General features: G+C 73.3%; 26 protein-coding genes. 18 read left to right on the top strand and 8 right to left on the bottom strand.

Translation table 11 applies throughout. The features are described 5' to 3' along the window. Positions 1-45 precede the first annotated feature (45 nt). The 10 genes from PV342_RS20645 to PV342_RS20600 all read left to right on the top strand — a co-directional run bounded on the left by PV342_RS20645 (position 46) and on the right by PV342_RS20600 (position 8,269). Positions 46-150, top strand: coding sequence for a DUF6893 family small protein (locus PV342_RS20645; RefSeq protein WP_375819996.1), 105 nt, complete (start codon positions 46-48; stop codon positions 148-150). A 163-nt stretch (positions 151-313) separates the two neighbouring features. Continuing rightward, entirely contained in the window at positions 314-712 is a 399-nt protein-coding gene (locus PV342_RS20640) for a hydrogenase maturation nickel metallochaperone HypA/HybF (RefSeq protein ID WP_018560788.1), read from the top strand. A 5-nt stretch (positions 713-717) separates the two neighbouring features. After that, on the top strand, positions 718-1,521 hold the full coding sequence (gene hypB, locus PV342_RS20635; RefSeq protein ID WP_500318229.1) for a hydrogenase nickel incorporation protein HypB: 804 nt from the start codon (positions 718-720) through the stop codon (positions 1,519-1,521). Then, positions 1,521-3,896, top strand: coding sequence for a carbamoyltransferase HypF (hypF, locus tag PV342_RS20630; RefSeq protein ID WP_500318227.1), 2,376 nt, complete (start codon positions 1,521-1,523; stop codon positions 3,894-3,896). Before hypB ends, hypF begins: the two co-directional genes overlap by 1 nt. Further along, a complete protein-coding gene (locus PV342_RS20625) occupies positions 3,896-4,192 on the top strand; it encodes a HypC/HybG/HupF family hydrogenase formation chaperone (RefSeq protein WP_018560791.1) in 297 nt (98 codons plus the stop codon). Before hypF ends, PV342_RS20625 begins: the two co-directional genes overlap by 1 nt. Then, a complete protein-coding gene (gene hypD, locus PV342_RS20620) occupies positions 4,189-5,313 on the top strand; it encodes a hydrogenase formation protein HypD (protein WP_392617863.1) in 1,125 nt (374 codons plus the stop codon). The genes PV342_RS20625 and hypD overlap by 4 nt, the downstream gene beginning before the upstream one ends. Positions 5,314-5,392: 79 nt before the next feature. Continuing rightward, positions 5,393-6,382 (top strand): hydrogenase expression/formation protein HypE, encoded by a 990-nt coding sequence (gene hypE, locus PV342_RS20615; RefSeq protein WP_078620015.1) that lies wholly within the window; start codon positions 5,393-5,395, stop codon positions 6,380-6,382. A gap of 96 nt (positions 6,383-6,478) precedes the next feature. Further along, positions 6,479-6,850, top strand: a complete 372-nt coding sequence (locus PV342_RS20610; protein WP_018560794.1) for a low affinity iron permease family protein — start codon at positions 6,479-6,481, stop codon at positions 6,848-6,850. Positions 6,851-7,126: 276 nt separating this feature from the next. Beyond that, complete coding sequence (locus tag PV342_RS20605) at positions 7,127-7,567, top strand: sortase (RefSeq protein WP_386996452.1); 441 nt, start codon at positions 7,127-7,129, stop codon at positions 7,565-7,567. A 240-nt stretch (positions 7,568-7,807) separates the two neighbouring features. Continuing rightward, positions 7,808-8,269, top strand: coding sequence for a DUF5709 domain-containing protein (locus PV342_RS20600; protein ID WP_018560796.1), 462 nt, complete (start codon positions 7,808-7,810; stop codon positions 8,267-8,269). Between the two features lie 50 nt (positions 8,270-8,319). Here the strand turns inward: PV342_RS20600 and PV342_RS20595 are convergent, their stop codons facing one another. Beyond that, complete coding sequence (locus PV342_RS20595) at positions 8,320-9,900, bottom strand: DHA2 family efflux MFS transporter permease subunit (RefSeq protein WP_400803395.1); 1,581 nt, start codon at positions 9,898-9,900, stop codon at positions 8,320-8,322. A gap of 138 nt (positions 9,901-10,038) precedes the next feature. On the opposite strand from PV342_RS20595, the gene PV342_RS20590 reads away from it, so the two are divergent. Together PV342_RS20590 and PV342_RS20585 are read left to right on the top strand one after the other, a co-directional pair. Beyond that, positions 10,039-10,617, top strand: a complete 579-nt coding sequence (locus PV342_RS20590; protein WP_361012784.1) for a dihydrofolate reductase family protein — start codon at positions 10,039-10,041, stop codon at positions 10,615-10,617. Between the two features lie 59 nt (positions 10,618-10,676). Continuing rightward, positions 10,677-11,705 carry an MsnO8 family LLM class oxidoreductase gene (locus PV342_RS20585; protein WP_400803393.1) on the top strand — a complete coding sequence of 343 codons (1,029 nt, stop codon included), beginning with the start codon at positions 10,677-10,679 and terminating at the stop codon, positions 11,703-11,705. Between the two features lie 247 nt (positions 11,706-11,952). On the opposite strand, the gene PV342_RS20580 is transcribed toward PV342_RS20585, so the two are convergent. Further along, positions 11,953-12,150, bottom strand: a complete 198-nt coding sequence (locus tag PV342_RS20580) for a hypothetical protein (RefSeq protein WP_018560800.1) — start codon at positions 12,148-12,150, stop codon at positions 11,953-11,955. Between the two features lie 141 nt (positions 12,151-12,291). On the opposite strand from PV342_RS20580, the gene PV342_RS20575 reads away from it, so the two are divergent. Further along, complete coding sequence (locus tag PV342_RS20575) at positions 12,292-13,434, top strand: glutathione-independent formaldehyde dehydrogenase (RefSeq protein WP_018560801.1); 1,143 nt, start codon at positions 12,292-12,294, stop codon at positions 13,432-13,434. Positions 13,435-13,636: 202 nt separating this feature from the next. On the opposite strand, the gene PV342_RS20570 is transcribed toward PV342_RS20575, so the two are convergent. From PV342_RS20570 to PV342_RS20560, 3 genes are all read right to left on the bottom strand, one after another. Continuing rightward, on the bottom strand, positions 13,637-13,876 hold the full coding sequence (locus PV342_RS20570) for a hypothetical protein (protein ID WP_018560802.1): 240 nt from the start codon (positions 13,874-13,876) through the stop codon (positions 13,637-13,639). 109 nt (positions 13,877-13,985) lie between these two features. Continuing rightward, a complete protein-coding gene (locus PV342_RS20565; protein WP_018560803.1) occupies positions 13,986-14,225 on the bottom strand; it encodes a DUF397 domain-containing protein in 240 nt (79 codons plus the stop codon). Positions 14,226-14,230: 5 nt separating this feature from the next. After that, positions 14,231-15,094 carry a Sco1979 family transcriptional regulator gene (locus PV342_RS20560; RefSeq protein WP_400803388.1) on the bottom strand — a complete coding sequence of 288 codons (864 nt, stop codon included), beginning with the start codon at positions 15,092-15,094 and terminating at the stop codon, positions 14,231-14,233. Positions 15,095-15,219: 125 nt separating this feature from the next. Between PV342_RS20560 and PV342_RS20555 the strand changes: the two genes are divergently transcribed. Then, complete coding sequence (locus PV342_RS20555) at positions 15,220-15,654, top strand: ATP-binding protein (protein WP_386996442.1); 435 nt, start codon at positions 15,220-15,222, stop codon at positions 15,652-15,654. A 289-nt stretch (positions 15,655-15,943) separates the two neighbouring features. After that, the gene (locus PV342_RS20550) at positions 15,944-16,114 is read left to right on the top strand and encodes a hypothetical protein (RefSeq protein ID WP_018560806.1); all 171 of its coding nucleotides are present in this window, start codon (positions 15,944-15,946) and stop codon (positions 16,112-16,114) included. Positions 16,115-16,185: 71 nt separating this feature from the next. Here PV342_RS20550 and PV342_RS20545 read toward each other — a convergent pair whose 3' ends face one another. Genes PV342_RS20545 through PV342_RS20535 form a run of 3 tightly spaced genes read right to left on the bottom strand, consistent with a single transcriptional unit; the run spans position 16,186 to position 17,474 of the window. Next, on the bottom strand, positions 16,186-16,581 hold the full coding sequence (locus PV342_RS20545; protein WP_386996441.1) for a (2Fe-2S) ferredoxin domain-containing protein: 396 nt from the start codon (positions 16,579-16,581) through the stop codon (positions 16,186-16,188). Next, positions 16,578-16,964, bottom strand: coding sequence for a PPOX class F420-dependent oxidoreductase (locus PV342_RS20540; RefSeq protein WP_500318221.1), 387 nt, complete (start codon positions 16,962-16,964; stop codon positions 16,578-16,580). Before PV342_RS20540 ends, PV342_RS20545 begins: the two co-directional genes overlap by 4 nt. A 9-nt stretch (positions 16,965-16,973) precedes the next feature. Then, on the bottom strand, positions 16,974-17,474 hold the full coding sequence (locus PV342_RS20535) for a GNAT family N-acetyltransferase (protein WP_500318219.1): 501 nt from the start codon (positions 17,472-17,474) through the stop codon (positions 16,974-16,976). 72 nt (positions 17,475-17,546) lie between these two features. Between PV342_RS20535 and PV342_RS20530 the strand changes: the two genes are divergently transcribed. The 3 genes from PV342_RS20530 to aceE all read left to right on the top strand — a co-directional run bounded on the left by PV342_RS20530 (position 17,547) and on the right by aceE (position 22,050). Further along, positions 17,547-18,347 carry an exodeoxyribonuclease III gene (locus tag PV342_RS20530; RefSeq protein ID WP_386996437.1) on the top strand — a complete coding sequence of 267 codons (801 nt, stop codon included), beginning with the start codon at positions 17,547-17,549 and terminating at the stop codon, positions 18,345-18,347. Between the two features lie 271 nt (positions 18,348-18,618). Next, positions 18,619-19,245: a GntR family transcriptional regulator gene (locus PV342_RS20525; RefSeq protein WP_386996435.1), complete on the top strand. Its 627-nt coding sequence runs from the start codon at positions 18,619-18,621 to the stop codon at positions 19,243-19,245. Between the two features lie 129 nt (positions 19,246-19,374). Further along, positions 19,375-22,050 carry a pyruvate dehydrogenase (acetyl-transferring), homodimeric type gene (gene aceE / locus PV342_RS20520; RefSeq protein WP_500318217.1) on the top strand — a complete coding sequence of 892 codons (2,676 nt, stop codon included), beginning with the start codon at positions 19,375-19,377 and terminating at the stop codon, positions 22,048-22,050. Positions 22,051-22,130 lie beyond the last annotated feature (80 nt).

Below are 22,130 nucleotides of genomic sequence, written 5' to 3'. Positions count from 1 at the left end.
GCGACCCCCGAAACGCAGCAACGAGCAGAAAGGAGTACCCCCGCCATGTGGAAGATCGCCCTGAGCGCGGTGGGCGCGGCCGTGGCCGTCCTCGCCATGTCCCGCGTCCTGCCCGACGTGAAGCGCTACATGCACATCCGGTCCATGTGAGCCCGAACGGGTAGGCCGTCGCCGGACGGGCGGCGTGGCGGGCCGGGTGCCCCCGGCGCCGGGCCTTCAATGGAGCCGCGTGAGCCGCCGGCGCCGCCCACCGGCCCACCCGGCCCACCGGAAGCCGGGGCCCGGCCGGCACCCGCACACCGGAGAAGAGACGATGCACGAGATGTCCATCGCAGTGGCGGTGGTGGAGCAGGTCGAGGAGGCCGCCGCCCGGCTCGCGGACGGTACGGGCACGGCGCCCTCCGCGCAGTCCGTCCACCTGGAGGTCGGCGAACTCGCCGGTGTCGTGGCGGACGCCCTCGCCTTCAGCTTCGACCTCGCCTGCGCCGGCACCGTCCTGGAGGGCGCGGCCCTCACCACCGAGACCGTACCCGGCCGGGCCCGCTGCGCACGCTGCGCGCGGGACTGGCCCACCGGCATGCCCCCGCGGCTGAGCTGTCCCGGCTGCGACGGCGCGGCGACGGAGCTGCTGGCGGGCCGTGAGCTGCGGATCACCGAGGTGCGGTGGGCCGAGCAGCGCCGTCCGGTCGCCACACTCCCCGAGGAGCGCTGAGAGCCATGTGCAAAGTAACCGATCTGCGGCAGTCCGTGCTGGCCAGGAACGACCGCGGCGCGCAGGAGCTGCGGGAGGAGCTCTCCGCGCGCGGCACCGTCATGGTGAACCTGCTGTCGAGCCCGGGCAGCGGCAAGACCGCGCTGCTGGAGTCCGAACTCGGGCTGGCCCGGCTGCGCGGGGTGCCGGTGGCGGCGCTCACCGCCGACCTCGCCACCGAGAACGACGCGACCCGGCTGGCCCGCTCCGGCGCCCCGGTCCGGCAGGTGCTCACCGACGGGCTGTGCCACCTGGAGTCGGCGATGGTCCGGTCGCACGTCGACACCTGGCTCCCCGAGGGCACGCACCTGCTGTTCGTGGAGAACGTCGGCAACCTGGTCTGTCCCGCCTCGTACGACCTCGGTGAGTCGCTGCGCGTCGTGCTCGCCTCGGTCACCGAGGGCGAGGACAAGCCGCTGAAGTACCCGACGGCCTTCGGGCTGGCGCACCTGGTGCTCGTGACGAAGTACGACATCGCCGGGGCGGTCGGCTTCGACGAGCCGGCCTTCCTCGCGGCCGTGGCGCAGGTCAACCCGGGCGTGGAGGTCGTCCGTACCTCCGCGCGGGACGGCGACGGCGCGGGCGTGCTGCTGGAGCGGGCGCTGGCCGTGCACGCCGGGGCCGCGGTGCACCGTCCGGTGATGGCGCGCACCGCGGTCCAGCACGGCCACACGCACGGGCACGACCACGGGCGCGCCCACGAGCACCTGCACGAGCACCCGCACGAGGACGCCGCCGGGCACACCCGCTCCGTGGACCACACGCACTGATGCCGGGTCAGCCGGGGCCCGCGGCCCGGACCGCGCAGCGCCGCCGGGTGCTGGTCCGGGGGGTCGTGCAGGGGGTCGGCTTCCGGCCGTTCGTGTTCGGCCTCGCCCGTGAACTGGGACTCGCGGGCCACGTCGGCAACACCGGTGACGGGGTGGTCGCCGAGGTCGAGGGCGCCCCCGGCGCCGTCGCGGCCTTCTGCGACCGGATCGGTGCGGAAGCGCCCCCGCTCGCGGTGGTGGAGTCGGTGTCCCACCGCCCCGTACCTCTCGCGGGCGGCACGGACTTCACGATCAGCCCCTCCCGCCCCGGCGACGGGGCCTCCCGCACCCTGGTCTCCCCCGACACCGCCACCTGCGAGGCGTGCCTGGCCGAGTTGCGCGACCCCGGCGACCGCCGCCACCGGCACCCGTTCATCACCTGCACGCACTGCGGGCCGCGCTTCACGATCGTCACCGGCCTGCCGTACGACCGTCCCAACACCACGATGGCGCGCTTCCCGATGTGCGTGAAGTGCCGGGCCGAGTACGAGGATCCCGCCGACCGCCGCTTCCACGCGCAGCCGGTCTCCTGCCACGACTGCGGTCCCCGGCTGCGGCTGGTCCTGCCGGGCGCGGACCGCGCGGGGCGGGAGGGCGAACCGGTCGCGCAGGCGCGGCAGTTGCTGGCGGCGGGCGCGGTCGTCGCGGTGAAGGGCCTGGGCGGCTATCACCTGGCCTGCGACGCGGGCAACGAGGAGAGCGTGCGGCTGCTGCGGGCCCGCAAAAACCGCGGCGACAAGCCGTTCGCCCTGATGGCGCGGGATCTCGCGGACATCGAAGGGCTGGCCCATGTCGGGCCGCAGGAGCGGGGGCTGCTGACCGGCAACCGCCGGCCGATCGTCCTGCTGCGGCGGCGTCCCGAGGCGTGCGAGGTCGCTGAGGCCGTGGCGCCGCGGGTGGCCGATCTCGGGGTCATGCTGCCGTACACGCCCCTCCACCATCTGCTGCTGGGCCTGCCGGGCGACCCGCCGGGGCCCCGGCTGCTGGTGATGACCAGCGGAAATCTGGGCGGGGAGCCCATCGTCACGGACGACGAACAGGCGCTGGAACGGCTGGCGGGACTGGCCGACGCCTGGCTGACGCACGACCGGCCCATCCATGTGCCGTGCGACGACTCGGTGGTGCGGATCTGCGACGGCGAGGAACTGCCCGTGCGGCGCTCACGCGGCTACGCGCCCTTCCCCGTGCCGCTGCCCGTGCCCGTGGTCCCGGCGCTCGCCGTGGGCGGCGACCTGAAGAACACCTTCTGCGTGGGAGAGGGCCGGCACGCATGGCTCTCGGCCCACGTGGGCGACATGGACGACCTGGCGACGCTGACGGCCTTCACCGGCGCCGAGCGGCAGTTGGAGAAGATCACCGGGGTCAGGCCCGCGCTGCTCGCCGCGGACCGGCACCCCGGCTACCGCTCGGTGGGGTGGGCCCGGCGCGAGGCGGGCGACCGGCCGCTGCGGCGGGTGCAGCACCATCACGCGCACGTCGCGGCGGCGATGGCCGAGGCGGGGCTGGACGGCACGAGCCCGGTGATCGGCGTCGCCTTCGACGGCACGGGCCACGGCGACGACGGCGCGGTGTGGGGCGGTGAGTTCCTGCTCGCCGGCTACGACGGCTTCCGGCGGTCCGCGCACCTGGCGTACGTGCCGCTGCCCGGCGGGGACGCGGCCGTGCGCCGCCCCTACCGAATGGCGCTGGCGCATCTGCGGGCGGCCGGCCTCCCCTGGGCGCCCGGACTGCCGTGCACGGACGCCTGCCCGGAGGACGAACGGGCGGTTCTGGCAGTCCAGTTGGAGCGCGGGCTGCACTGCGTCCCGACCTCCAGCATGGGCCGGCTCTTCGACGCCGTCGCCTCGCTGTCCGGGGTGTGCCACCGGGCGGGGTACGAGGCGCAGGCCGCCGTCGAACTGGAGGCCGCGGCCGTGGCGGCGGGCGGCCTGCCCGCCGGGGGCTACTCCTTCGCGCTGCGCCCCGGCGCCGGCGCCGGCGGGGCGACCGCCTGCGATCCGGGCCCGGTGCTGGCGGCCGTCGTCGCCGACCTGGACGCGGGGGTGCCCACCGGGGTGATCGCCGGACGCTTCCACCAGGCGGTGGCCGAACTCGTCCGGCGGGTGTGCGCCGCCGTACGGGAGAGCGACGGGATCACGGCGGTGGCGCTCACCGGCGGTGTCTTCGCCAACGCGCTGCTGTCCTCCGCGTGCGCGCGGGACCTGCGCGCGGACGGGTTCACGGTGGTGCGCCACCGGCTGGTACCGCCCAACGACGGGGGCCTGGCGCTCGGCCAGCTCGTCGTCGCCGCGCGCGGCGGCCCCCCGACCCCCCACCCACAGCGAGGAGACAGCTGATGTGCCTGGCGGTACCCGGCAAGGTGCTGGAGATCGAGGAACGAGACGGCACCAAGATGGCGGTCGTCGACTTCGGCGGCGTGGTGAAGGACGTGTGCCTGGAGTACCTGCCCGACCTGCAGGTCGGCGAGTACGCCATCGTCCACGTCGGTTTTGCGCTGCAACGGCTCGACGAGGAGTCCGCGCGGCAGACGCTCGCCCTCTTCGGGAACCTCGGGCTGCTGGAGGAGGAGTTCGGCGACCCCTGGCAGCAGGCGGCCGCCGAGGCGGGAACGACGGCGGAGGCGGAGCGGTGAAGTACATCGACGAGTTCCAGGACCCGGAGCTGGCCCGGCGACTGCTGGACGACATCCACGCGACGGTGACCAGGCCCTGGGCGCTGATGGAGGTGTGCGGCGGCCAGACCCACACCATCATCCGGCACGGCATCGACCAGCTCCTGCCGAAGGAGGTGGAACTCATCCACGGGCCCGGCTGCCCGGTCTGCGTGACCCCGCTGGAGGTCATCGACAAGGCGCTGGAGATCGCCTCCCGCCCCGGGGTGATCTTCTGCTCCTTCGGCGACATGCTGCGCGTCCCCGGCACCGGGCGCGACCTGTTCGGCGTCCGCGGCGAGGGCGGTGACGTGCGCGTCGTCTACTCCCCGCTGGACGCGCTGCGGATCGCCCGGGAGAACCCGGACCGCGAGGTCGTCTTCTTCGGCATCGGCTTCGAGACCACCGCCCCGCCCAACGCGATGACGGTGTACCAGGCGCGGAAGCTCGGCATCGCCAACTTCAGCCTGCTGGTGTCCCACGTCCGCGTCCCCCCGGCCATCGAGGCCATCATGCGCTCGTCGGACTGCCGCGTGCAGGGGTTCCTGGCGGCCGGTCATGTGTGCAGCGTGATGGGGACGGAGGAGTACCCGGAGCTGGCGGACGGCTTCGGCGTGCCCATCGTCGTCACCGGCTTCGAACCGCTGGACATCCTGGAGGGCGTGCGCCGCGCGGTCCGCCAGCTGGAACACGGCGAGTACCGGGTGGAGAACGCCTATCCGCGCGCCGTCCGCCCGGAGGGCAACCCCGCTGCCAGGGCGATGCTCGCGGACGTCTTCGAGGTCACCGACCGGGCTTGGCGCGGGATCGGCGTCATCCCCGACAGCGGCTGGCGGCTGTCCGAGCGCTACCGGGAGTACGACGCCGAGCACCGGTTCTCCGTCACCGGCATCGCTACGCGGGAGCCGGCGGAGTGCCGCAGCGGCGAGGTGCTGCAGGGCCTGATCAAGCCGCACGAGTGCGAGGCGTTCGGCGGTGTCTGCACGCCCCGCACCCCGCTCGGCGCCACGATGGTCTCCAGCGAGGGGGCCTGCGCCGCCTACTACCTCTACCGCCGGCTCGGCGGCACCAGCGCACCCCTGGAGGCGAGCCCCGTTGGCTGACATCGCACAATCCCTGGCCGCCCCGGACTTCTCCGGCTGGACCTGTCCGGCGCCGCTGCGCGACCAGCCGCGGGTGGTGATGGGCCACGGCGGCGGGGGCGCGCTGTCCGCGGAACTCGTCCGGTACGTCTTCGCCCCCGCTTTCGGCGGCGAGGTGCTGTCCGGGCTCGCCGACTCCGCGACCGTGACGCTGGGCGGCGCCCGGCTGGCGTTCTCCACCGACTCGTACGTGGTGCGGCCGCTGTTCTTCCCCGGCGGCAGCATCGGCGACCTCGCCGTCAACGGCACCGTCAACGACCTGGCGATGAGCGGGGCGACGCCGGCCTACCTCTCCTGCGGCTTCATCCTGGAGGAGGGCGTGGAGATGTCGCTGGTGGCCCGGGTCGCGGAGGCGCTCGGCGCGGCCGCGCGCGCCGCGGGGGTGGAGGTCGTCACCGGCGACACCAAGGTCGTCGAGGCGGGCCACGGAGATGGGCTGTACGTCAACACGGCGGGCATCGGGCTGATCCCCGACGGTGTCGACATCCGTCCGCAGCGCGCCGCGCCGGACGACGTGGTCATCGTCAGCGGGGCGATCGGGGCGCACGGGGTCGCCGTGATGAGCGTGCGCGAGGGCCTGGAGTTCGGGGTCGAGATCGAGAGCGACACGGCGGCGCTCGGCGGGCTGGTCGAGGCGGTGCTGCGCGTCACCACGGACGTGCACGTGCTCCGGGACCCCACACGCGGTGGTCTGGCGGCCGCCCTCAACGAGATCGCGGCCGCCTCGGGCGTCGGTGTCGTCCTGCAGGAGCGGGCGGTGCCCGTGCCGCCCGCGGTGGCCAACGCCTGCGCGGTGCTGGGCCTGGACCCGATGTACGTCGCCAACGAGGGCAGGCTCGTCGCCTTCGTGCCCCGCGCGGTCGCCGAGGAGGTGCTGGCCGCGATGCGCGCGCATCCGCTGGGCGCGGGCGCGGCCGTCATCGGCGAGTGCGTGCCGGACCACGCGGGCATGGTCGTCGCCCGTACGGGGCTGGGCGGGACGCGGGTGGTCGATCTGCCGCTGGGTGAGCAACTGCCGCGCATCTGCTGACCGTCCGGGGCTCCGGCCGGTCCGCCGAACGCGGGCCGGCCGGAGCCCCGTGCGCGCCGCACGGGCGCATCGTCGAGGAACACCCAGGAGGACGATGTGGCGTTCCGGCATCCCGCCGAGCGGACCGAGGACGAGACCGGACGGGGCCGGTTCGAGCGGCTCGCCGAGGCGGCGTCCAACTTCACGGCGTCGCCGCTCTTCTACTGCGTCTGCCTGCTCCTGGTGGCCGGCTTCCTCGTCGCCCACGCCCTCGGGCTGCCCCTGAAGTGGCAGTTGTTCGCGGCGGATCTGATGACCGCGGTCACGCTGCTGCTGCTCGCCCTGCTCAAGAACGCCGAGCGCCGCGCCGAGCACGCCGTCCAGCGAAAGCTGGACGCCATCGCCGCCGCGCTCCTGGAGCAGGGCGGCAGCTCGCACGAGGCACGGGACGCGCTGCGCGGCGTGATCGGGCTCCACGAGGACGCATGACCGCCCCGAATTCTGACGATACGTCAAAGCGGTTTCGGAGCGCGACATCTGTCGCGACGTCACCTGTTTGCGGGCAAACCCGGCATTCTTCTCGGGGGACCGGGTGCATACCTCCTGACCTGCGGCGACATACCGAGGGCACGGCCCCTGACGGCCGACTGCGGCGCCGTGCGCAGGTTCCCCGGGTGGCAGGCCCCCCTGGGTGCTGTTTTGCTCCGCGTGGAGCGGACCGCGCCGGGACCGCTCTTACCCGCCCGTTCACCTGGAGGCTGCCTCATGCCCACCACTCGCGTTCTTGGCGGCGTCGCCATGGCCGCGGCCGTCATCGGTCTCACTGTTCCCAATGCCTCTGCCAGCGACATCTCCGATGCCTGGGTCACCCCCTACTACGCCGTTCCCGGAATGCGGCTGACCGTCACGACCACGGCCTGTCCCGACGCCAACTACTCCAAGGGCCAGTCCGAAGCCGGCGGCCAGGTCAACCTGCTGCCCCTGGGCAGGAGCGGCCTGCTCGCGGGCACCTTCCGGGTGCCGAAGCACACCCGGCCCGGCTGGTACACCGTGACGGTGCGGTGCCCCCCGCGTACCCAGACCACCGCGTCCTTCCGGGTCGTCCGGGGCCCCGCGCACGGGTTCTCCGGCCTGAACCGCGGGTTCTCGGGTCTGGAGTGCGACGACGACTTCGGTCCCGTCGGCCGCCGGTCCTCCGGACGCTGACCCCCGGAGCCCCGGGTCTTCGGACCGCCGCCCCGGCCGCCGCCGAGCACCACGGTGGCGCGGCCGGGGCGGCGGGGCACGGGACCCCGGGCGGGGTTGCGGGGGACGTTCCCGCGCCGGCCCTGTTCACGCTTCCGGGTGGCGATCGGCGTCCGGACGGAAGAGTGTGGAGGGAAGAGGGGGCGCGCGGCCCGCAAGGCGGCGCCGAAGCGGTGGCGGCGCGTGAGCGAGGAGACGGACATGCGAGAGAACGAGATGGGTGACGAGGTCTACCAGCCGGACGGTTCAGAGGTCCAGGACGACGCCGGGCTGCTGGAGCCCGAGGACACCCTCGACTACCACGGTGTCGACCAGATACTCGACGAGGGCTACTCACCGCCGGAGCGGCCCTGGGCGGTGAACAAGCCCGCCACCACGGCGGCGGGCCGCCTGCGGGGCGAGACGCTCGACGAACGCCTCGCCGAGGAGCTCCCGGACCTGCCGATCCCCGACGGGGACGGCATCGGGGACGCGTGGGACACCGACGGGGAGCTGATCGACGGCGAGGTCGGCGGACCGCGCGCCGGGCGACTGGTCGCCCCCGACGAGGGGGCGCACTACGACACCGAGGGCATGGTCGCCCAGGACATCGGCATCGACGGGGCGGCCGCCTCGGCCGAGGAGGCCGCGATGCATCTCGTACCGGAGTCCGAGGAGTACTGACCCGGGTCGGACCGGCCGAGCCGGCCGGGGCCCGCGGCCCGGCGGACGGTTCACGCGCCCGGGGGAGCGTCCTCACGCATGCCGGGCCCGCCGCCGGCCGCCTTTCCCTCTCCCGCCCGGGACCGCGCATCGCACTGCAGGGGCGGGGCGCCGATGGCGCAGTAGAGCTTGCACGGCGGGGCCGGCTTCACCGGTTCCTCGGGGGTCTCCCGCAGGACGTCCGAGCGGATGCCGAACCAGGCCAGCAGCGAGCCCGCCACCAGCATCCCGGCGCAGATCACGACGGCGACGCGGAAGCCGTGGCCGAAGGCGGCCGGGTCCTCGTAGTCGTCGCCGGAGAGGCCGGCCATCAGCGGCAGGGCCGCCACCGCGAGCAGACCCGCCGCCCGCGCCACCGCGTTGTTCACTCCGGACGCGGTACCCGCGAGCCGTACGTCGGCGGCGCCGAGGACGGTCGCGGTGAGGGGGGCGACGGTGGCTGCCAGGCCCAGCGCGAAGACGCACACCGCGGGCAGGACGTCGGCGACGTAGGACGCGTCCGCGCCGATCCGCGTCATCAGCAGCAGGCCCACGGCGGAGATCGCCGGGCCCACCGTCATGGGGATGCGCGGCCCGATGCGCTCGGCGAGGCGGCCCGCGCGCTCGGACAGGGCCAGCATGATGACCGTGATCGGCAGCAGCGCCGTCCCGGAGGCCAGCGGGGAGTAGCCGGCCTCGGTCTGCAGCTCCAGCACCAGGAAGAAGAACAGGCCGCCGAGTGCCGCGTAGACCGCGAAGGTGACCAGGTTCGCGGCGGTGAACTGGCGGTTCGCGAAGAGCCTCGGCGGGAGCATCGGGTGCGGGCTGCGCCGCTCGGTCACCACGAACCCGGCGAACGCGGCCAGGCCCACCACGCCGGAGACGCAGACGGCGGTGATGTCCGGGTGGCTTCCCCCGGCGGCGATCAGGGCGTAGGTGACCCCGGCGAGCCCGACCGCGCCGAGCACGGCGCCCGCGACGTCGAAGCCGCCGCTGACGCTCTCGCCGCGGCTCTCCGGGACGTGCCGGGCGGCGACCACGATGACCAGGGCCGCCAGCGGGAGGTTGATGAAGAACACCCATCGCCAGCTGACGGCGTCGACCAGCCAGCCGCCGAGCAGCGGCCCCAGCGCCCCCGCGATGCCGCCCAGGCCCGACCACACGCCGATCGCGCGGGCCCGGTCCCGGGAGGCGAAGGACGCCTGGATCAGGGCCAGCGAACCGGGGGTCAGCAGGGCACCGCCGACACCCTGCAGGGCGCGGGCGCCGATCAGCATCTCGATGCTCGGCGCGATGCCGCACAGCAGGGAGGCCAGCGCGAACCACACCGTGCCGATCATGAACAGCTTGCGGCGCCCGAAGCGGTCGCCGAGCGAGCCGCCCAGCAGGATGAGCGCGGCGAGGGTGAGGGTGTAGGCGTTGATCGTCCACTGGAGGCCGGCGAGCGTGGCCCCGAGGTCCTTGCCGATCGTCGGCAGGGCGACGTTCACAACGGTGCCGTCGAGGAGCGTCATGCCCGAGCCCAGGACCACCGCCGCGAGGACCCAGCGCCCGCTCGCCCCGCCCAGTGTGAGCGTCCCGGCCCGGTCCGTCGTGCTCGCGGCTTCCGTCATCGCACCCTCCGCCATTCCCCGTGGTCCCCGCGGGTCGTCACCGAATCTACCCCCGCGGCCGGGGTATCGCGTGGCGGTGGGCCGCGTCCGCACGCTAGCTTGGCGCCGGTTGACGATCATCGCGGACCAGGGGGAAGCATGCGCAGGCTGACGTATTTCGTGGCGTCGACGATCGACGGTTTCGTGGCCGGTCCGGAGGGTGAGTACGACTTCCTCGCGGCCGTGGGCGACCACATGGAGACGGTACTCGCGGAGTACCCGGAGACCCTCCCGGTCCAGGCCCGCGGCCCGCTGGGCATCGCCGACGCGCCGAACCGGCGGTTCGACACGGTGCTGATGGGCCGGGCCACCTACGAGGTGGGGGTGCCGTTCGGGGTGACCAGCCCGTATCCGCACCTGCGGCAGTACGTGGTGTCGGGGAGCATGGCCGCGAAGCCGGACCCCGAGGTGGAACTGGTCCCGGGCGACCCGCTGGAGTTCGTGCGCGAGCTCAAGCGACAGGACGGGGCGGGCGTCTGGCTGTGCGGGGGCGGCCGCCTGGCGGGCTCGCTGCGCACGGAGATCGACGAGCTGGTGGTCAAGATCAACCCCGTGGTCGCCGGCGCCGGTGTGCCGCTGTTCGCGGGCGGTTTCGCCCCGCAGGCGTACGACGTGACCGAGGTGCGCACACACAAGAGCGGCGTGCTGATCGTGACGTACGCCCGCCGGGAGGACTGAGCGGCCTCCGCGGCGCCGCGGCGCGGGAATCCCGTGCCGCGGCGGGCGTTGGAACAGAGGTGATCGCACCGCGGCTGCCCCCGATTCCGTTCTCGATCCTCGACCGCTCGCCCGTACGCGAGGGCGCGGAGCCCGCGCAGGCACTCCGGGACACGCTGTGGCTGGCGCGGCACGCCGAGGAGCTGGGCTACCACCGCTTCTGGGTGTCGGAGCACCACGGGGTGCCGGGCGTGGCGGGGTCCGCGCCCGCGGTGCTGGCGGCGGCGGTCGCCGCGGCCACGTCCCGGATCCGGGTCGGCACGGGCGGGGTCATGCTGCCCAACCACCGGCCGCTGGTGGTGGCGGAGCAGTTCGGGGTGCTGGAGTCGCTGTTCCCCGGGCGGATCGACATGGGGCTGGGCCGGTCGGTGGGCTTCACGGACGGAGTGCGCCGGGCGCTGGGACGCGATGCCCGCGCCGCCGGGGACTTCGAGGAGCTGCTGACCGAACTGCTCGGCTACTTCACCGGCACGGCGGGCCCCGGCGCGGTGCACCCGCGGCCGCCGGAGGGGATGCGCGTCCCGGCGTTCGTACTGGCCACAGGGGCAGGGGCGGCCACGGCGGCGGCGTTCGGACTGCCGCTGGTGATCGCCGCGGTGCGGGGCGAGGAACGCATGCGGGAGGCGATCGACGGCTACCGCGCGGCGTTCCGGCCCTCGGCGTGGGCGCCGCGTCCGTACGTCGTGGTGTCGACCCCCGTGTCCGTCGCCGAGACGACGGAGGCCGCCCGGCGGCTGCTGGTCTCCGAGGCCTGGTCGCTGGCGCGCTCGCGTACGCGGGGCGAGTTCCCGCCCCTGGCGCCGCCGGACGAGGTGCCGGCCGGGCAGATGACGGCACGCGAGCGCGAGGTGTTCGAGGGGGCGCTGTCGAACGGCGTCCACGGCACCGGGGACGAGGTGGCGGCCGCGCTGTCGGGCCTGGTGGCCCGCACCGCGGCGGACGAGGTGCTGGTCACCACGGCCGGCTACGACCGGTCGGCGCTGCTGGACTCGCACCGCCGCCTGGCGCGGCTCGCGGAACTGGGCGCACGGGCCGTGGCGGCGGGCTGAGGCGCCGACTGGCGCGGTCCGAGGCGACCCGCCCCGCCACGGCGGCGGGTTGGGCGCCGGGTCCCTGAACTCGCCGTCCAGGGTCCGAGGCGACCCGCCCCGCCACGGCGGCGGGTTGGGCGCCGGGTCCCTGAACTCGCCGTCCAGGGAGCGGTCCTGGCCGGACATGACGTCCCCCGTGACGGCCCTGTCACGGCGGTGCCGTCAACTCGCGCCCGGCCCCGGCCGGGTGTGCCTGGCGTGGACGTCAGACCGCGGGGCCCTCGTACACGTCGTCGTTGCGGCCCTCGGCGAACTCCCACCACGACAGCGGCAGCCAGTCGCCGTCCACGAAGGCGTCCACGGAGGAGCCCAGACCGCTGATGGCCACGCGCGTGCCGACCGGGTACAGCGTGCCGGACAGGCCGGGCACGGGGACGAGCAGCGTTCCTGAGCGCTGGGCCATTGTTCCCGCCTTTCTCCGCGGTCAACCGCAAATCGACATATTTACGGCAAGAATAGCTGGCTTGTCTCGTACCCCCCAAGGAGGCAGCATGAGAAATAGGTCACGTAAGCCATGAATCCGACACCAATCGGAGGTGTCCACGTGAAGGCCGTCGTCTACAAAGGACCGTTCGAAGTAGCCGTCGAGGAAGTCGACAATCCGCGCCTGCAGCACCCAAACGACGTGGTCGTCAGGGTGACCTCCACCGCGATCTGCGGCTCCGACCTGCACATGTACGAGGGCCGGACCGCCGCGGAGCCCGGCATCGTCTTCGGCCACGAGAACCTGGGAATCATCGACCAGGTCGGCGAGGGGGTCACCACCCTCAAGCAGGGCGACCGTGTGGTCATGCCCTTCAACGTCGCCTGCGGATTCTGCAAGAACTGCTCGGCGGGTTTCACCGGCTACTGCCTGACGGTCAATCCGGGGTTCGCCGGAGGCGCTTACGGCTATGTGGCCATGGGTCCCTGGCCGGGCGGTCAGGCGGAATACGTGCGCGTTCCGTACGCGGACTTCAACTGTCTGAAACTGCCGGAGGGCACCGCCAACGAGTCCGACTTCGTGCTCCTGGCCGACATCTTCCCGACCGGGTACCACGGGTGCGAGCTCGCCCAGGTCTCCCCCGGCGAGAGCGTCTCGGTGTACGGCGGCGGCCCGGTCGGGCTGATGGCCGCGTACTCGGCGATGCTGCGCGGGGCGGCCAAGGTGTTCGTCGTGGACCGGGTGCCGGAGCGGCTGCAGAAGGCCGAGGAGATCGGCGCGATCCCGATCGACTTCACCAAGGGCAGTCCGGTGGACCAGATCAAGGAGCACATGAAGGGCGAGGGCACCGACAAGGGCGTCGACGCGGTCGGCTACCAGGCCCAGGCAGGCGGCGCGGGCCGCGAGGAGCCCGCGGCGGTGCTGAACTCCCTGATCGACACCGTGCGCCCCACCGGCGCCCTCGGCATTCCCGGCCTCTACGTGCCGTCCGACCCCGGAGGGCCGGACGAGCAGGCCAAGAGCGGCCGGCTGCTGGTCGCCATCGGCCGGCTCTTCGAGAAGGGCCTGCGGCTGGGCACCGGGCAGTGCAACGTCAAGCGCTACAACCGGCAGCTGCGCGACATGATCATCGAGGGTCGCGCCCGCCCGAGCTTCGTGGTCTCCCACGAGCTGCCCCTGGCGGACGCGCCGTCGGCGTACGAGAAGTTCGACAAGCGGATCGAGGGCTACACCAAGGTCGTCCTCCACCCCGGTCAGGGCTGATCCGCCGCTCCGCCGGCCCTCCGGTCGTCGACCGGGGGGCTGCGGGCTGTGCGGCCCGCAGGCGCAGCGGAGTGGCTGACGGGCGCTGCCGGCGGGCGGGTCGACTGTCCCGCCGTCGCGCGCCCTTCAGGGCACAGCGGCTGGCTGCGGACCCACCGGCATCACCGGAACCACCGGACTCGGCCGCCCCGCGCGGGCCCGGCTAGCAGCTCTCCGGGCCCTGGGCGTCGTACGGGCCGGAGGGGCTGACCTCCTCCAGGGTGTACGTGTACAGGTCGAACTCCACCAGTCCGTCCGCGTTGGTGGTGACCCGCGGCGGACGGGTCCCGGGATACCGGGAGGCGATGACGTCGGCGACCCTGTGGGCGGTCGCCGCGTCTGCCGCGGCGATGCGCACATAGGCCACGCCCGGTTCGTACAGCGGTCCGAGTTGTCCGGTCATGCTGCTCCCCTTGTCCCGTCCGTCCGGCGGATTACCGCTGGAGACAGCCCGTCGGTCGTCGCGGTTGCCCACGCGGGCTGCGTTCACTCGAAGTTGTCAATGCGGCGGCTCAGGACAGCAGGAAGTCGGCCTTCCCGTCCTTGGCACCCTCGATGAACATCCTGATCTCGTGGTCCGTGTAGATGAGTGCCGGCCCGTCGGGGTCGGTGGACTGCCGCAGTGCGACCCTGCCGTCGGCCAGTTTCATGGCCTCCACGCAACTTCCCCCGTTGCCGCCGCTCCACGGCTTGTGCCAGCCCTCGCTGCCGAGGTCGAGGGCGCGCATGCCGTTGTATATGCGGTCGTCCATGTGTGTCAGATCTCCTTGCGGATGCCATCGAGGATGGCCGCGGTGCTGTGTGCAGGCGCGGCTTGCGCGCACATCCGGTCCAGTGCCTCGAGGAACGTCGAGACGTCGTCCACGTCGTCCAGGTAGGCGGCGCCCACCAGGCTCTCGGTGAACACGACGTCCGGCAGCTCGCGGATCTGGAACCGGAAGATGTGGAACGGCCCGTACATCGCCGGGTGCGGCCCGGCGTCGAAGGGCATGATCTGCAGTCTCACCTGCGGCATCTCGCACGCCTCGGCCAGCCGGTCCAGCTGCGCGCGCATCACCTGGGGGCTGCCGATGGGGCGGCGCAGCACGGTCTCGTCCATGACCACCCACAGCAGCGGGGCGTCCGGCCGGGCGAGCAGTGCCTGCCGCTCCCGGCGGAGCGCGACCAGGCGCTCGAGCTCCTCCGTGGTGGCGCCGGGGCGGCCGGCCCTGAGCACGGAGCGGGCGTAGTCCTCGGTCTGCAGCAGTCCGGGGACGTAGTGCGGCTCGTAGGCGCGGATGATGGCCGCCTCGCCCTCCAGACTGACGAAGGCGCTGAACCAGGACGGCAGGACGTCGCGGTAACGGTGCCACCAGCCGGGGCGGTTGCCCTGCCTGGCGAGGTCGATGAAGGTCGCCGCCTCGGCGGCGTCGACGCCGTACAGCGCCAGCAGCTTCTCGACGTACGGGATGCGCAGGCCGACCTCGGCCTTCTCCATCCGGCGCACCGTGGCATGGGTGACGTCCAGCTCGCGCGCGGCCCGCTCGTACGAGCAACCGGCCTTCTCCCGCAGGTCGTGGAGGCGTTTGCCGAGGATCACGCGGAGGACGGTCGGCGCCCCGCTCGCCCTCGCCTCAGCCACGCTGCAATTCCCGCATGGCAGAAGTGTGCCATGTCACGAATGGAACCCACACCCTGCTACTGGCGATTGTGCAATTTGCAGAATGACCCTTGCCTTCTGTGTAAGCAGTGGCCATAGTTGCGTGTGTGCTCTATGCCATCAGCGCCCGGGACACCTTCCGGCTCCGACTGCCGGCGCAGGCCTCCTCGGTCGGCGTCGCGCGCCGCCAGGTGCGCTCCGCGCTGGGCAGATGGGGCCTGGTGGGGCTGGGCGACGACGCCGGCCTCGTGGTGAGCGAGCTCTTCACCAACGCCGTGGTGCACAGCGGCAGCGACCACGTCGCGTGCCTGCTCTGGACGGCGGCCGGCAAGCTGCACATCGAGGTCGTCGACGAGGGGCGCGAGCCCGCCGGCCCCCTGCCGCGCGCGGCCGCCGACGGCGACGAGAACGGCCGCGGGCTCGCCCTCGTCGCCCATTTGGCCGAAGGGTGGGGCGTGCGCCCGTCGGCGCACGGCACCGGTCGCGCGGTGTGGGCGATCCTGTCCTGCGGCCGTACCGAGGCGGCCCGGCGCAGCGGTTGAACGCCGGCTGACGTCCCGCCGGTGTCCGCGGGAAGGGTGGTCGTCGCCGGGGCGCGCCGTATTGGGATGGTGGCACCCCGCCTCCGGGCATAGGCTTCTCCCGACGGAAAGGCCCTCGGGGGAGCACCAACCCCCCTGCCTCCGCCCCGGGAGGAACCGCCCACCGCGGTCCCCGCCCGGTTCCGCATCCGGCGCCACCGCGTCCGCTCAGCCATCAGCCCGACCGGGCGGTCGGCGTCCGGCAGCGGCCGGGCCGGCGTCCGGCTCACCCGACACGAAGGAGTGCGCGGTGACACCCGAGAAGTCCAAGCGGAACCAGCTCCCCAAGGAGCCCGACGATCAGCCCGCGCAACAGCGGGAGGTGCGGAACCTGGACGTCTGGGCCAGGTCGGCACCGATCCGACTGGCCGGCTACGAGGACGATCTGAACGAGCCGCACATCCTGCGGAGCATCGACTGACCCTCGGGCACGGCCGGTTCACGGGCCGTACGGGCAACGAAGCCCGGACGGCCCCTGCCGTGTCCGGCCTCTCAGGGCGCCGCGTCCGCCGCGCCCACGACGCGGCCGCCTGGTGGCTCGATGGCGTAGAGGTCCAGCACGTCGGGCGGCGCGGCGAGGCCCGGTCCCCCGGCGCGGACCCACGCGACGATGTCGTCGACGGCGCCCGGATCGTTGACCAGCCCCAGCCAGACCGGTCGCCCTCCGGCGGCGCGCGCCTGCGGCGAGGGCTGGACGACCACGACGTTCGCCTGCTCGCACACGTCGAGGCACCGCGTGGCGCGCACCCGGCAGATCCCGGCGAGTTCCCGCCGGAGCCGGTCGAGTTGAGCGTCGTGGTCGACGCCGGGGACCTTCTCCGTACCGCAGCAGCAGTCGCGGCAGACGCTCACCGTGCAGGCGCCCGGCCGCGGCCCACCGCCGCTCATGTGAGGGTGATCCGCACACCCACGGTGCCCTCGCGGCCGCGGCGCAGCCGGCTGCCGAACATGGTCAGCCGGCCGAACAGCCCGTACTTGCGGGCGACCAGGGAGCGGTAGCGCTCGGTCTCCTCCGGGCCGAGGATCTCGGCCCGGGCGGGCACCTGCTCCCCGGTGGGATTGCCGCGTACATCGCAGGGGCCGACCAGCACGTCGGCGCGGTTGCGGATCCGCTTGATCTTGCCGGAGTCCGCCGCGGTCCACGCGCCGAGCGCCTCACCGTCGCGGACCACCCAGACCGGGGTGGGAACGGTACGGCCGTCCCGACGGTAGGTGGTGACCAGTAGGTACTTGCCCGCCGCGAGCCGGGCGGACGCGCTGTCCTCGATCATGGACCCAGGCTACGCGGGTACGGGCGCCTCGGCCGGTGCCGGGAGCGACTTGCCCAGGCACACGCTGAGCGGACTGTCCTTGTAGTGGCCGAACTTGGCCACCGGTGTGTAGCCGCAGGAGGCGTACAGGGCGATCGCCTCCGGCTGCATCTGCCCCGTCTCCAGCACCATCCGGGTGCGGCCCGCCGCGGCGGCGCCGGCCTCCAGGGCGGCGAGCATCCGGCGCGCGAATCCGCGGCCCCGTGCCTGCGGCACCACGTACATCCGCTTGACCTCGGCGTCGCCGTCCTCGAAGCCCTCGGGGGAGGCGTCCTGGCCGCGCCAGCCGCCGGTCACGACGGGGGCGCCGTCGAGGTAGCCGACCATGAACTGACCGTGCGGGCCGTCGAAGTGGTCGGCGTCCATCGCGGTCGCGTCGGGGCCGCCGTACCGCTCCACGTACTCCTGCTGCACCTGCTCGGTCAGCAGCACGGCGTCGGGGTGGTCGTAGCGCGTCTTCCGGATCTCCACCCGCACATCGTACGGGTGTGCGGCCTACGCCCCGGTACGGGCACCCTGCGGCCGCCGGGTATCGTCCCCGTCATGCTCACCGTGACCACCGTGAACGTGAACGGGCTGCGCGCCGCGGCCAAGAAGGGCTTCCTCCCCTGGCTGGAGGCGACCACGGCCGACGTGGTGTGCCTGCAGGAGGTCCGCGCCGAGGCCGCGCAGCTGCCCGAGGAGGTCCGCGCACCGGAGGGCTGGCACGTGCTCCACGCGCCGGCGGCCGCCAAGGGCCGGGCCGGGGTGTCCCTCTACTCGCGGCGGGAACCGTCCGCGAGCCGGATCGGCTTCGGCTCGGAGGAGTTCGACGGCTCCGGCCGCTACGCGGAGATCGAGCTGCCGGGCGTCACGGTCGCCAGCCTCTACCTCCCCTCGGGCGAGGTCGGCACGGAGCGGCAGGAGGAGAAGGAGCGCTTCATGGAGGCGTTCCTCGAGCACATGGTGAAGCTTCGGGAGAAGGCCGCCGCCGAGGGCCGCGAGGTGCTGATCTGCGGCGACTGGAACATCGCGCACACCGAGCGCGACCTGCGCAACTGGCGGGCCAACCAGAAGAACGCCGGTTTCCTCCCCGAGGAGCGGGCCTGGCTGTCCCGCGTCTACGACGAGGCCGGGTACACCGACGTCGTGCGCCACCTCACCCCGGAGGGCGAGGGCCCGTACACGTGGTGGTCCTACCGGGGCCGCGCCTTCGACAACGACAGCGGCTGGCGCATCGACCTCCACGTCGCCACCCGCGGCCTGGCGGCCCGGGCCGCGCAGACCCGGGTCGAGCGCGCGGACACCCACCCCGAGCGCTGGTCCGACCACGCGCCGGTGACGGTCACCTACGATCTCGGGTAGCCGGGAGCAGGCAGTCGGTTCTCGGGGGTCACCACCCCGTACACCCTGGTGTGGCGGGACTCCGCCGTCGCCCGGGGCGCTGGGCGTCACGCCGAACTCCCGCGGGGAGCCGGACAGCCGCTTCGGTCTGGTCCTGGAGGTGCCGGCCGAGGGCGGCGTGGAGGTCGTCCTCGCCTGAGGGCGCGGCGGCAGCCGGTGCCGCCGTCCCGGAACGCCGGAGGGCGCCGTCGCCGTATCGTCTAGTCAGCTGCCCTTTCCCGGAGGAGTCCCCATGGCGCCGCCCGTCGTCCGCTCTCTGCGCGAGCAGATCCGCGAGTTCATCGTGGACGGCATCGTCAGCGGGCGGTGGAAGCCCGGGGAGCGGATCGTCGAGCGGGGTATCGCCACCGAGCTGGAGGTCAGCCAGACGCCCGTGCGGGAGGCACTGCGGGAGCTGGAGGTCATGCGGCTGATCGAGTCCGCCCCGAACAAGGGCGTGCGGGTGCGCCGGCTGACCGCCGCGGACCTGGAGGAGATCTACCCGGTGCGGGCCGGCCTGGAGCAGATCGCCGCGGAGCTGGCCGCGCCGCGCCTGCGGCAGGACCTGTCCGCGCTGGAGGCCGAGGTCGCCCTGCTGCACGAGGCGGACGCGGTGGGCGACGCCGGGGCGCAGGTGCGGCACACCGTGGCGTTCCACCGCGAGCTGGTGCGGGCCTCGGGCAACAGCGTGCTGCTGCACACCTGGGAGTCGCTGGGGATCGAGGTGTGGACGGCGCTGTCGATCCGCTGGCTGGGCACCCGGCAGCGGCTGTACGCCGAGGAGCACCAGGCGGTGGTGGAGGCCTTCCGCAGGAACGATCCGCGGGTCGGCGAGCTGGTCAAGGAGCATGTGCTGGGCTGCGCCCCGCAAGGCGGCTGACCCGGTCCGAGGGCCGGAACCCCCTTTCTGTGACCCTCGTCACAGGGTATTGATCGATCATCGATCAGATTTATTCTGTGAGAGACGGGGACACCCTGCCCGCACGGAACCATCTGGAAGGCGTTCACCATGACCGACGCCACGCTGAGCGCACTCGATCACCTGCCGGACCCCGACCCCGAGGAGACCGGCGAATGGGCCGCCTCCCTCGACGCGGTCGCCCGTGCCGCCGGCCCGGAGCGAGCGGCCTACCTGATGCGCCGCACCTTCGACCACGCGCAGGCGTCCGGCCTCTCGGTGCCTTCGCTGCTGGAGACCGAGCACATCAACACCATCCCGGCCGCCGCGGAGCCCGAGCTCCCCGGTGACGCGGACATGGAGCGGCGCATCGCCGGATGGAACCGCTGGAACGCCGCCGCCATGGTGACCCGCGGCAGCCGCCTGGGCCTCGGCGGCCACATCGCCACCTTCGCCTCCGCGGCCTGGCTGTACGAGACCGGCTTCAACCACTTCTTCCGCGGCAAGGAGGGGGACGGCTCCGGCGACCAGCTGTACATCCAGGGCCACGCCTCCCCCGGCATCTACGCCCGCGCCTTCCTCGACGGCCGGCTGACCGAGCGGCAGCTGGACAACTTCCGCCAGGAGGCCGGCGGCGACGGCCTGCCGTCCTACCCGCACCCGCGCCGGCTGCCCTGGCTGTGGGAGTTCCCCACGGTGTCGATGGGCCTCGGCCCGCTCGCGGCGATCCAGCAGGCCCGCTTCAACCGCTACCTGACGCACCGCGGCATCAAGGACGTCTCCGGCTCGCACGTGTGGGCCTTCCTCGGCGACGGCGAGATGGACGAGCCGGAGTCGACCGCCGCCCTCGGCCTCGCCGGCCGCGAGGGGCTGGACAACCTGACCTTCGTGATCAACTGCAACCTGCAGCGTCTCGACGGACCGGTGCGCGCCAACTTCAAGATCGTCCAGGAGCTGGAGGCGAAGTTCCGCGCCGCGGGCTGGAACGTCGTCAAGTCGCTGTGGGGCTCCGCCTGGGACGAGCTGTTCGCCCTCGACACCACCGGCGCGCTCGTCCGGCGGCTGCGCGAGGTGCCCGACGGCCAGTTCCAGACGTACGCCACCCGGGACGCCGCCTACATCCGGGAGCACTTCTTCGGCGCCGACCCGGCGCTGGCCGAGATGGCGAAGCTGCTGACCGACGCCAAGATCACCGAGTGCTTCCACACCTCCCGCGGAGGCCACGAGCCGCGCAAGGTGTACGCCGCCTACCGCGCGGCCATCACGCACAAGGGCGCGCCGACCGTGGTCCTCGCGCAGACGGTCAAGGGCTGGACGCTGGGCCGCGGCTTCGAGTCGCGCAACGCCAACCACCAGATGAAGAAGCTCACGGTCCCCGAGTTCCGCACCATGCGCGACCTGCTCGAGCTGCCCATCCCGGACAGCGTGCTCTCCGGCGACCTGGTGCCGTACGCGCACCCGGGCGCCGACTCCCCCGAGGTCCGCTACCTGCAGGAGCGCCGCGCCGAGCTCGGCGGCCCCGCGCCGGCCCGGCGGGTGCACGCCGTGACGCTGCCCGAGCCGTCCGGCAAGCCCTTCGAGGCGCTGGCCAAGGGCTCCGGCGGCCAGGAGATCGCGACCACGATGGCCCTGGTCCGGCTGCTCAAGGACCTGATGCGGGAGAAGGAGAGCGGTCGCCGCTGGGTGCCGATCGTCCCCGACGAGGCCCGCACCTTCGGCATGGAGTCGCTCTTCCCGAGCGCCGGCATCTACTCGCCGCTCGGCCAGACCTACGACCCGGTCGACCGCGACATGCTCCTGTACTACAAGGAGGCGGAGAACGGGCAGATCCTCAACGAGGGCATCACCGAGGCCGGTTCGATGGCCTCCTTCACCGCCGCGGCGACCTCGTACGCCACGCACGGCGAGCCGATGATCCCGTTCTACATCTTCTACTCGATGTTCGGCTGGCAGCGGACCGCCGACCAGATGTGGGCCCTCGCCGACCAGCTCGGCCGCGGCTTCCTGGTCGGGGCGACCGCGGGCCGCACGACGATGACGGGCGAGGGCCTGCAGCACGCCGACGGCCACTCCCACCTGATCGCGTCGACCAACCCGGCGGCGCTCTCGTACGACCCGGCGTTCGCCTACGAGATCGGCGTGATCGTCCGCGAGGGCCTGCGCCGTATGTACGGCCCGGACGCGGAGGACGTCTTCTACTACCTGACGGTCTACAACGAGCCCAAGATCCAGCCGGTCATGCCGGCCGAACCGGGCATCGAGGAAGGCATCGTCAAGGGCCTGTACCGCTTCCGGACCGCCGACACGGCCGGGCTGCCCGCCGACGCGCCGCGACTGCAGCTGATGGCGTCCGGCACGGCGATCCACTGGGCCCTGGAGGCGCAGCAACTGCTGGCCTCGGAGTGGGGCGTGGCGGCGGACGTGTGGTCGGCGACCTCGTGGAGCGAGCTGCGCCGCGGCGGCCTGGCGTACGACGCGGCCCGGCTGCGCGGCGAGGACGCGCCGCTCCCCCACGTCACGCGCGTGCTGGAGGGCGCGCCGGGCCCGGTGCTGGCGGTGAGCGACTGGATGCGCGCGGTGCCGGACCAGATCAGTCAGTGGGTGCCGCAGGACTGGCACTCGATCGGCACCGACGGCTTCGGCCTGTCGGACACGCGTGAGGCGGCGCGCCGCCACTTCGGCGTGGACCCGCGGTCGGTGGTCGTCGCCGCACTGGCCTCGCTCGCCGGACGCGGCGAGGTGAAGCGGGAGACCGTGCAGGAGGCCCGGGAGCGCTACGGGCTCTGAGCCTCCCCGCCCCGCCCCGGGTGGGGACACGAGGGCCGGGCACGCCGTCGCAGGCGTGCCCGGCCCTCCTTCGTGCCCGC

Origin of the sequence: Streptomyces sp. PA03-3a, assembly GCF_033792735.1 — a bacterium.
Lineage (GTDB): Bacteria > Actinomycetota > Actinomycetes > Streptomycetales > Streptomycetaceae > Actinacidiphila.
The sequence above is the reverse complement of the archived record's forward strand: the minus strand, read 5'-3'. Positions and strand labels throughout refer to the sequence as shown.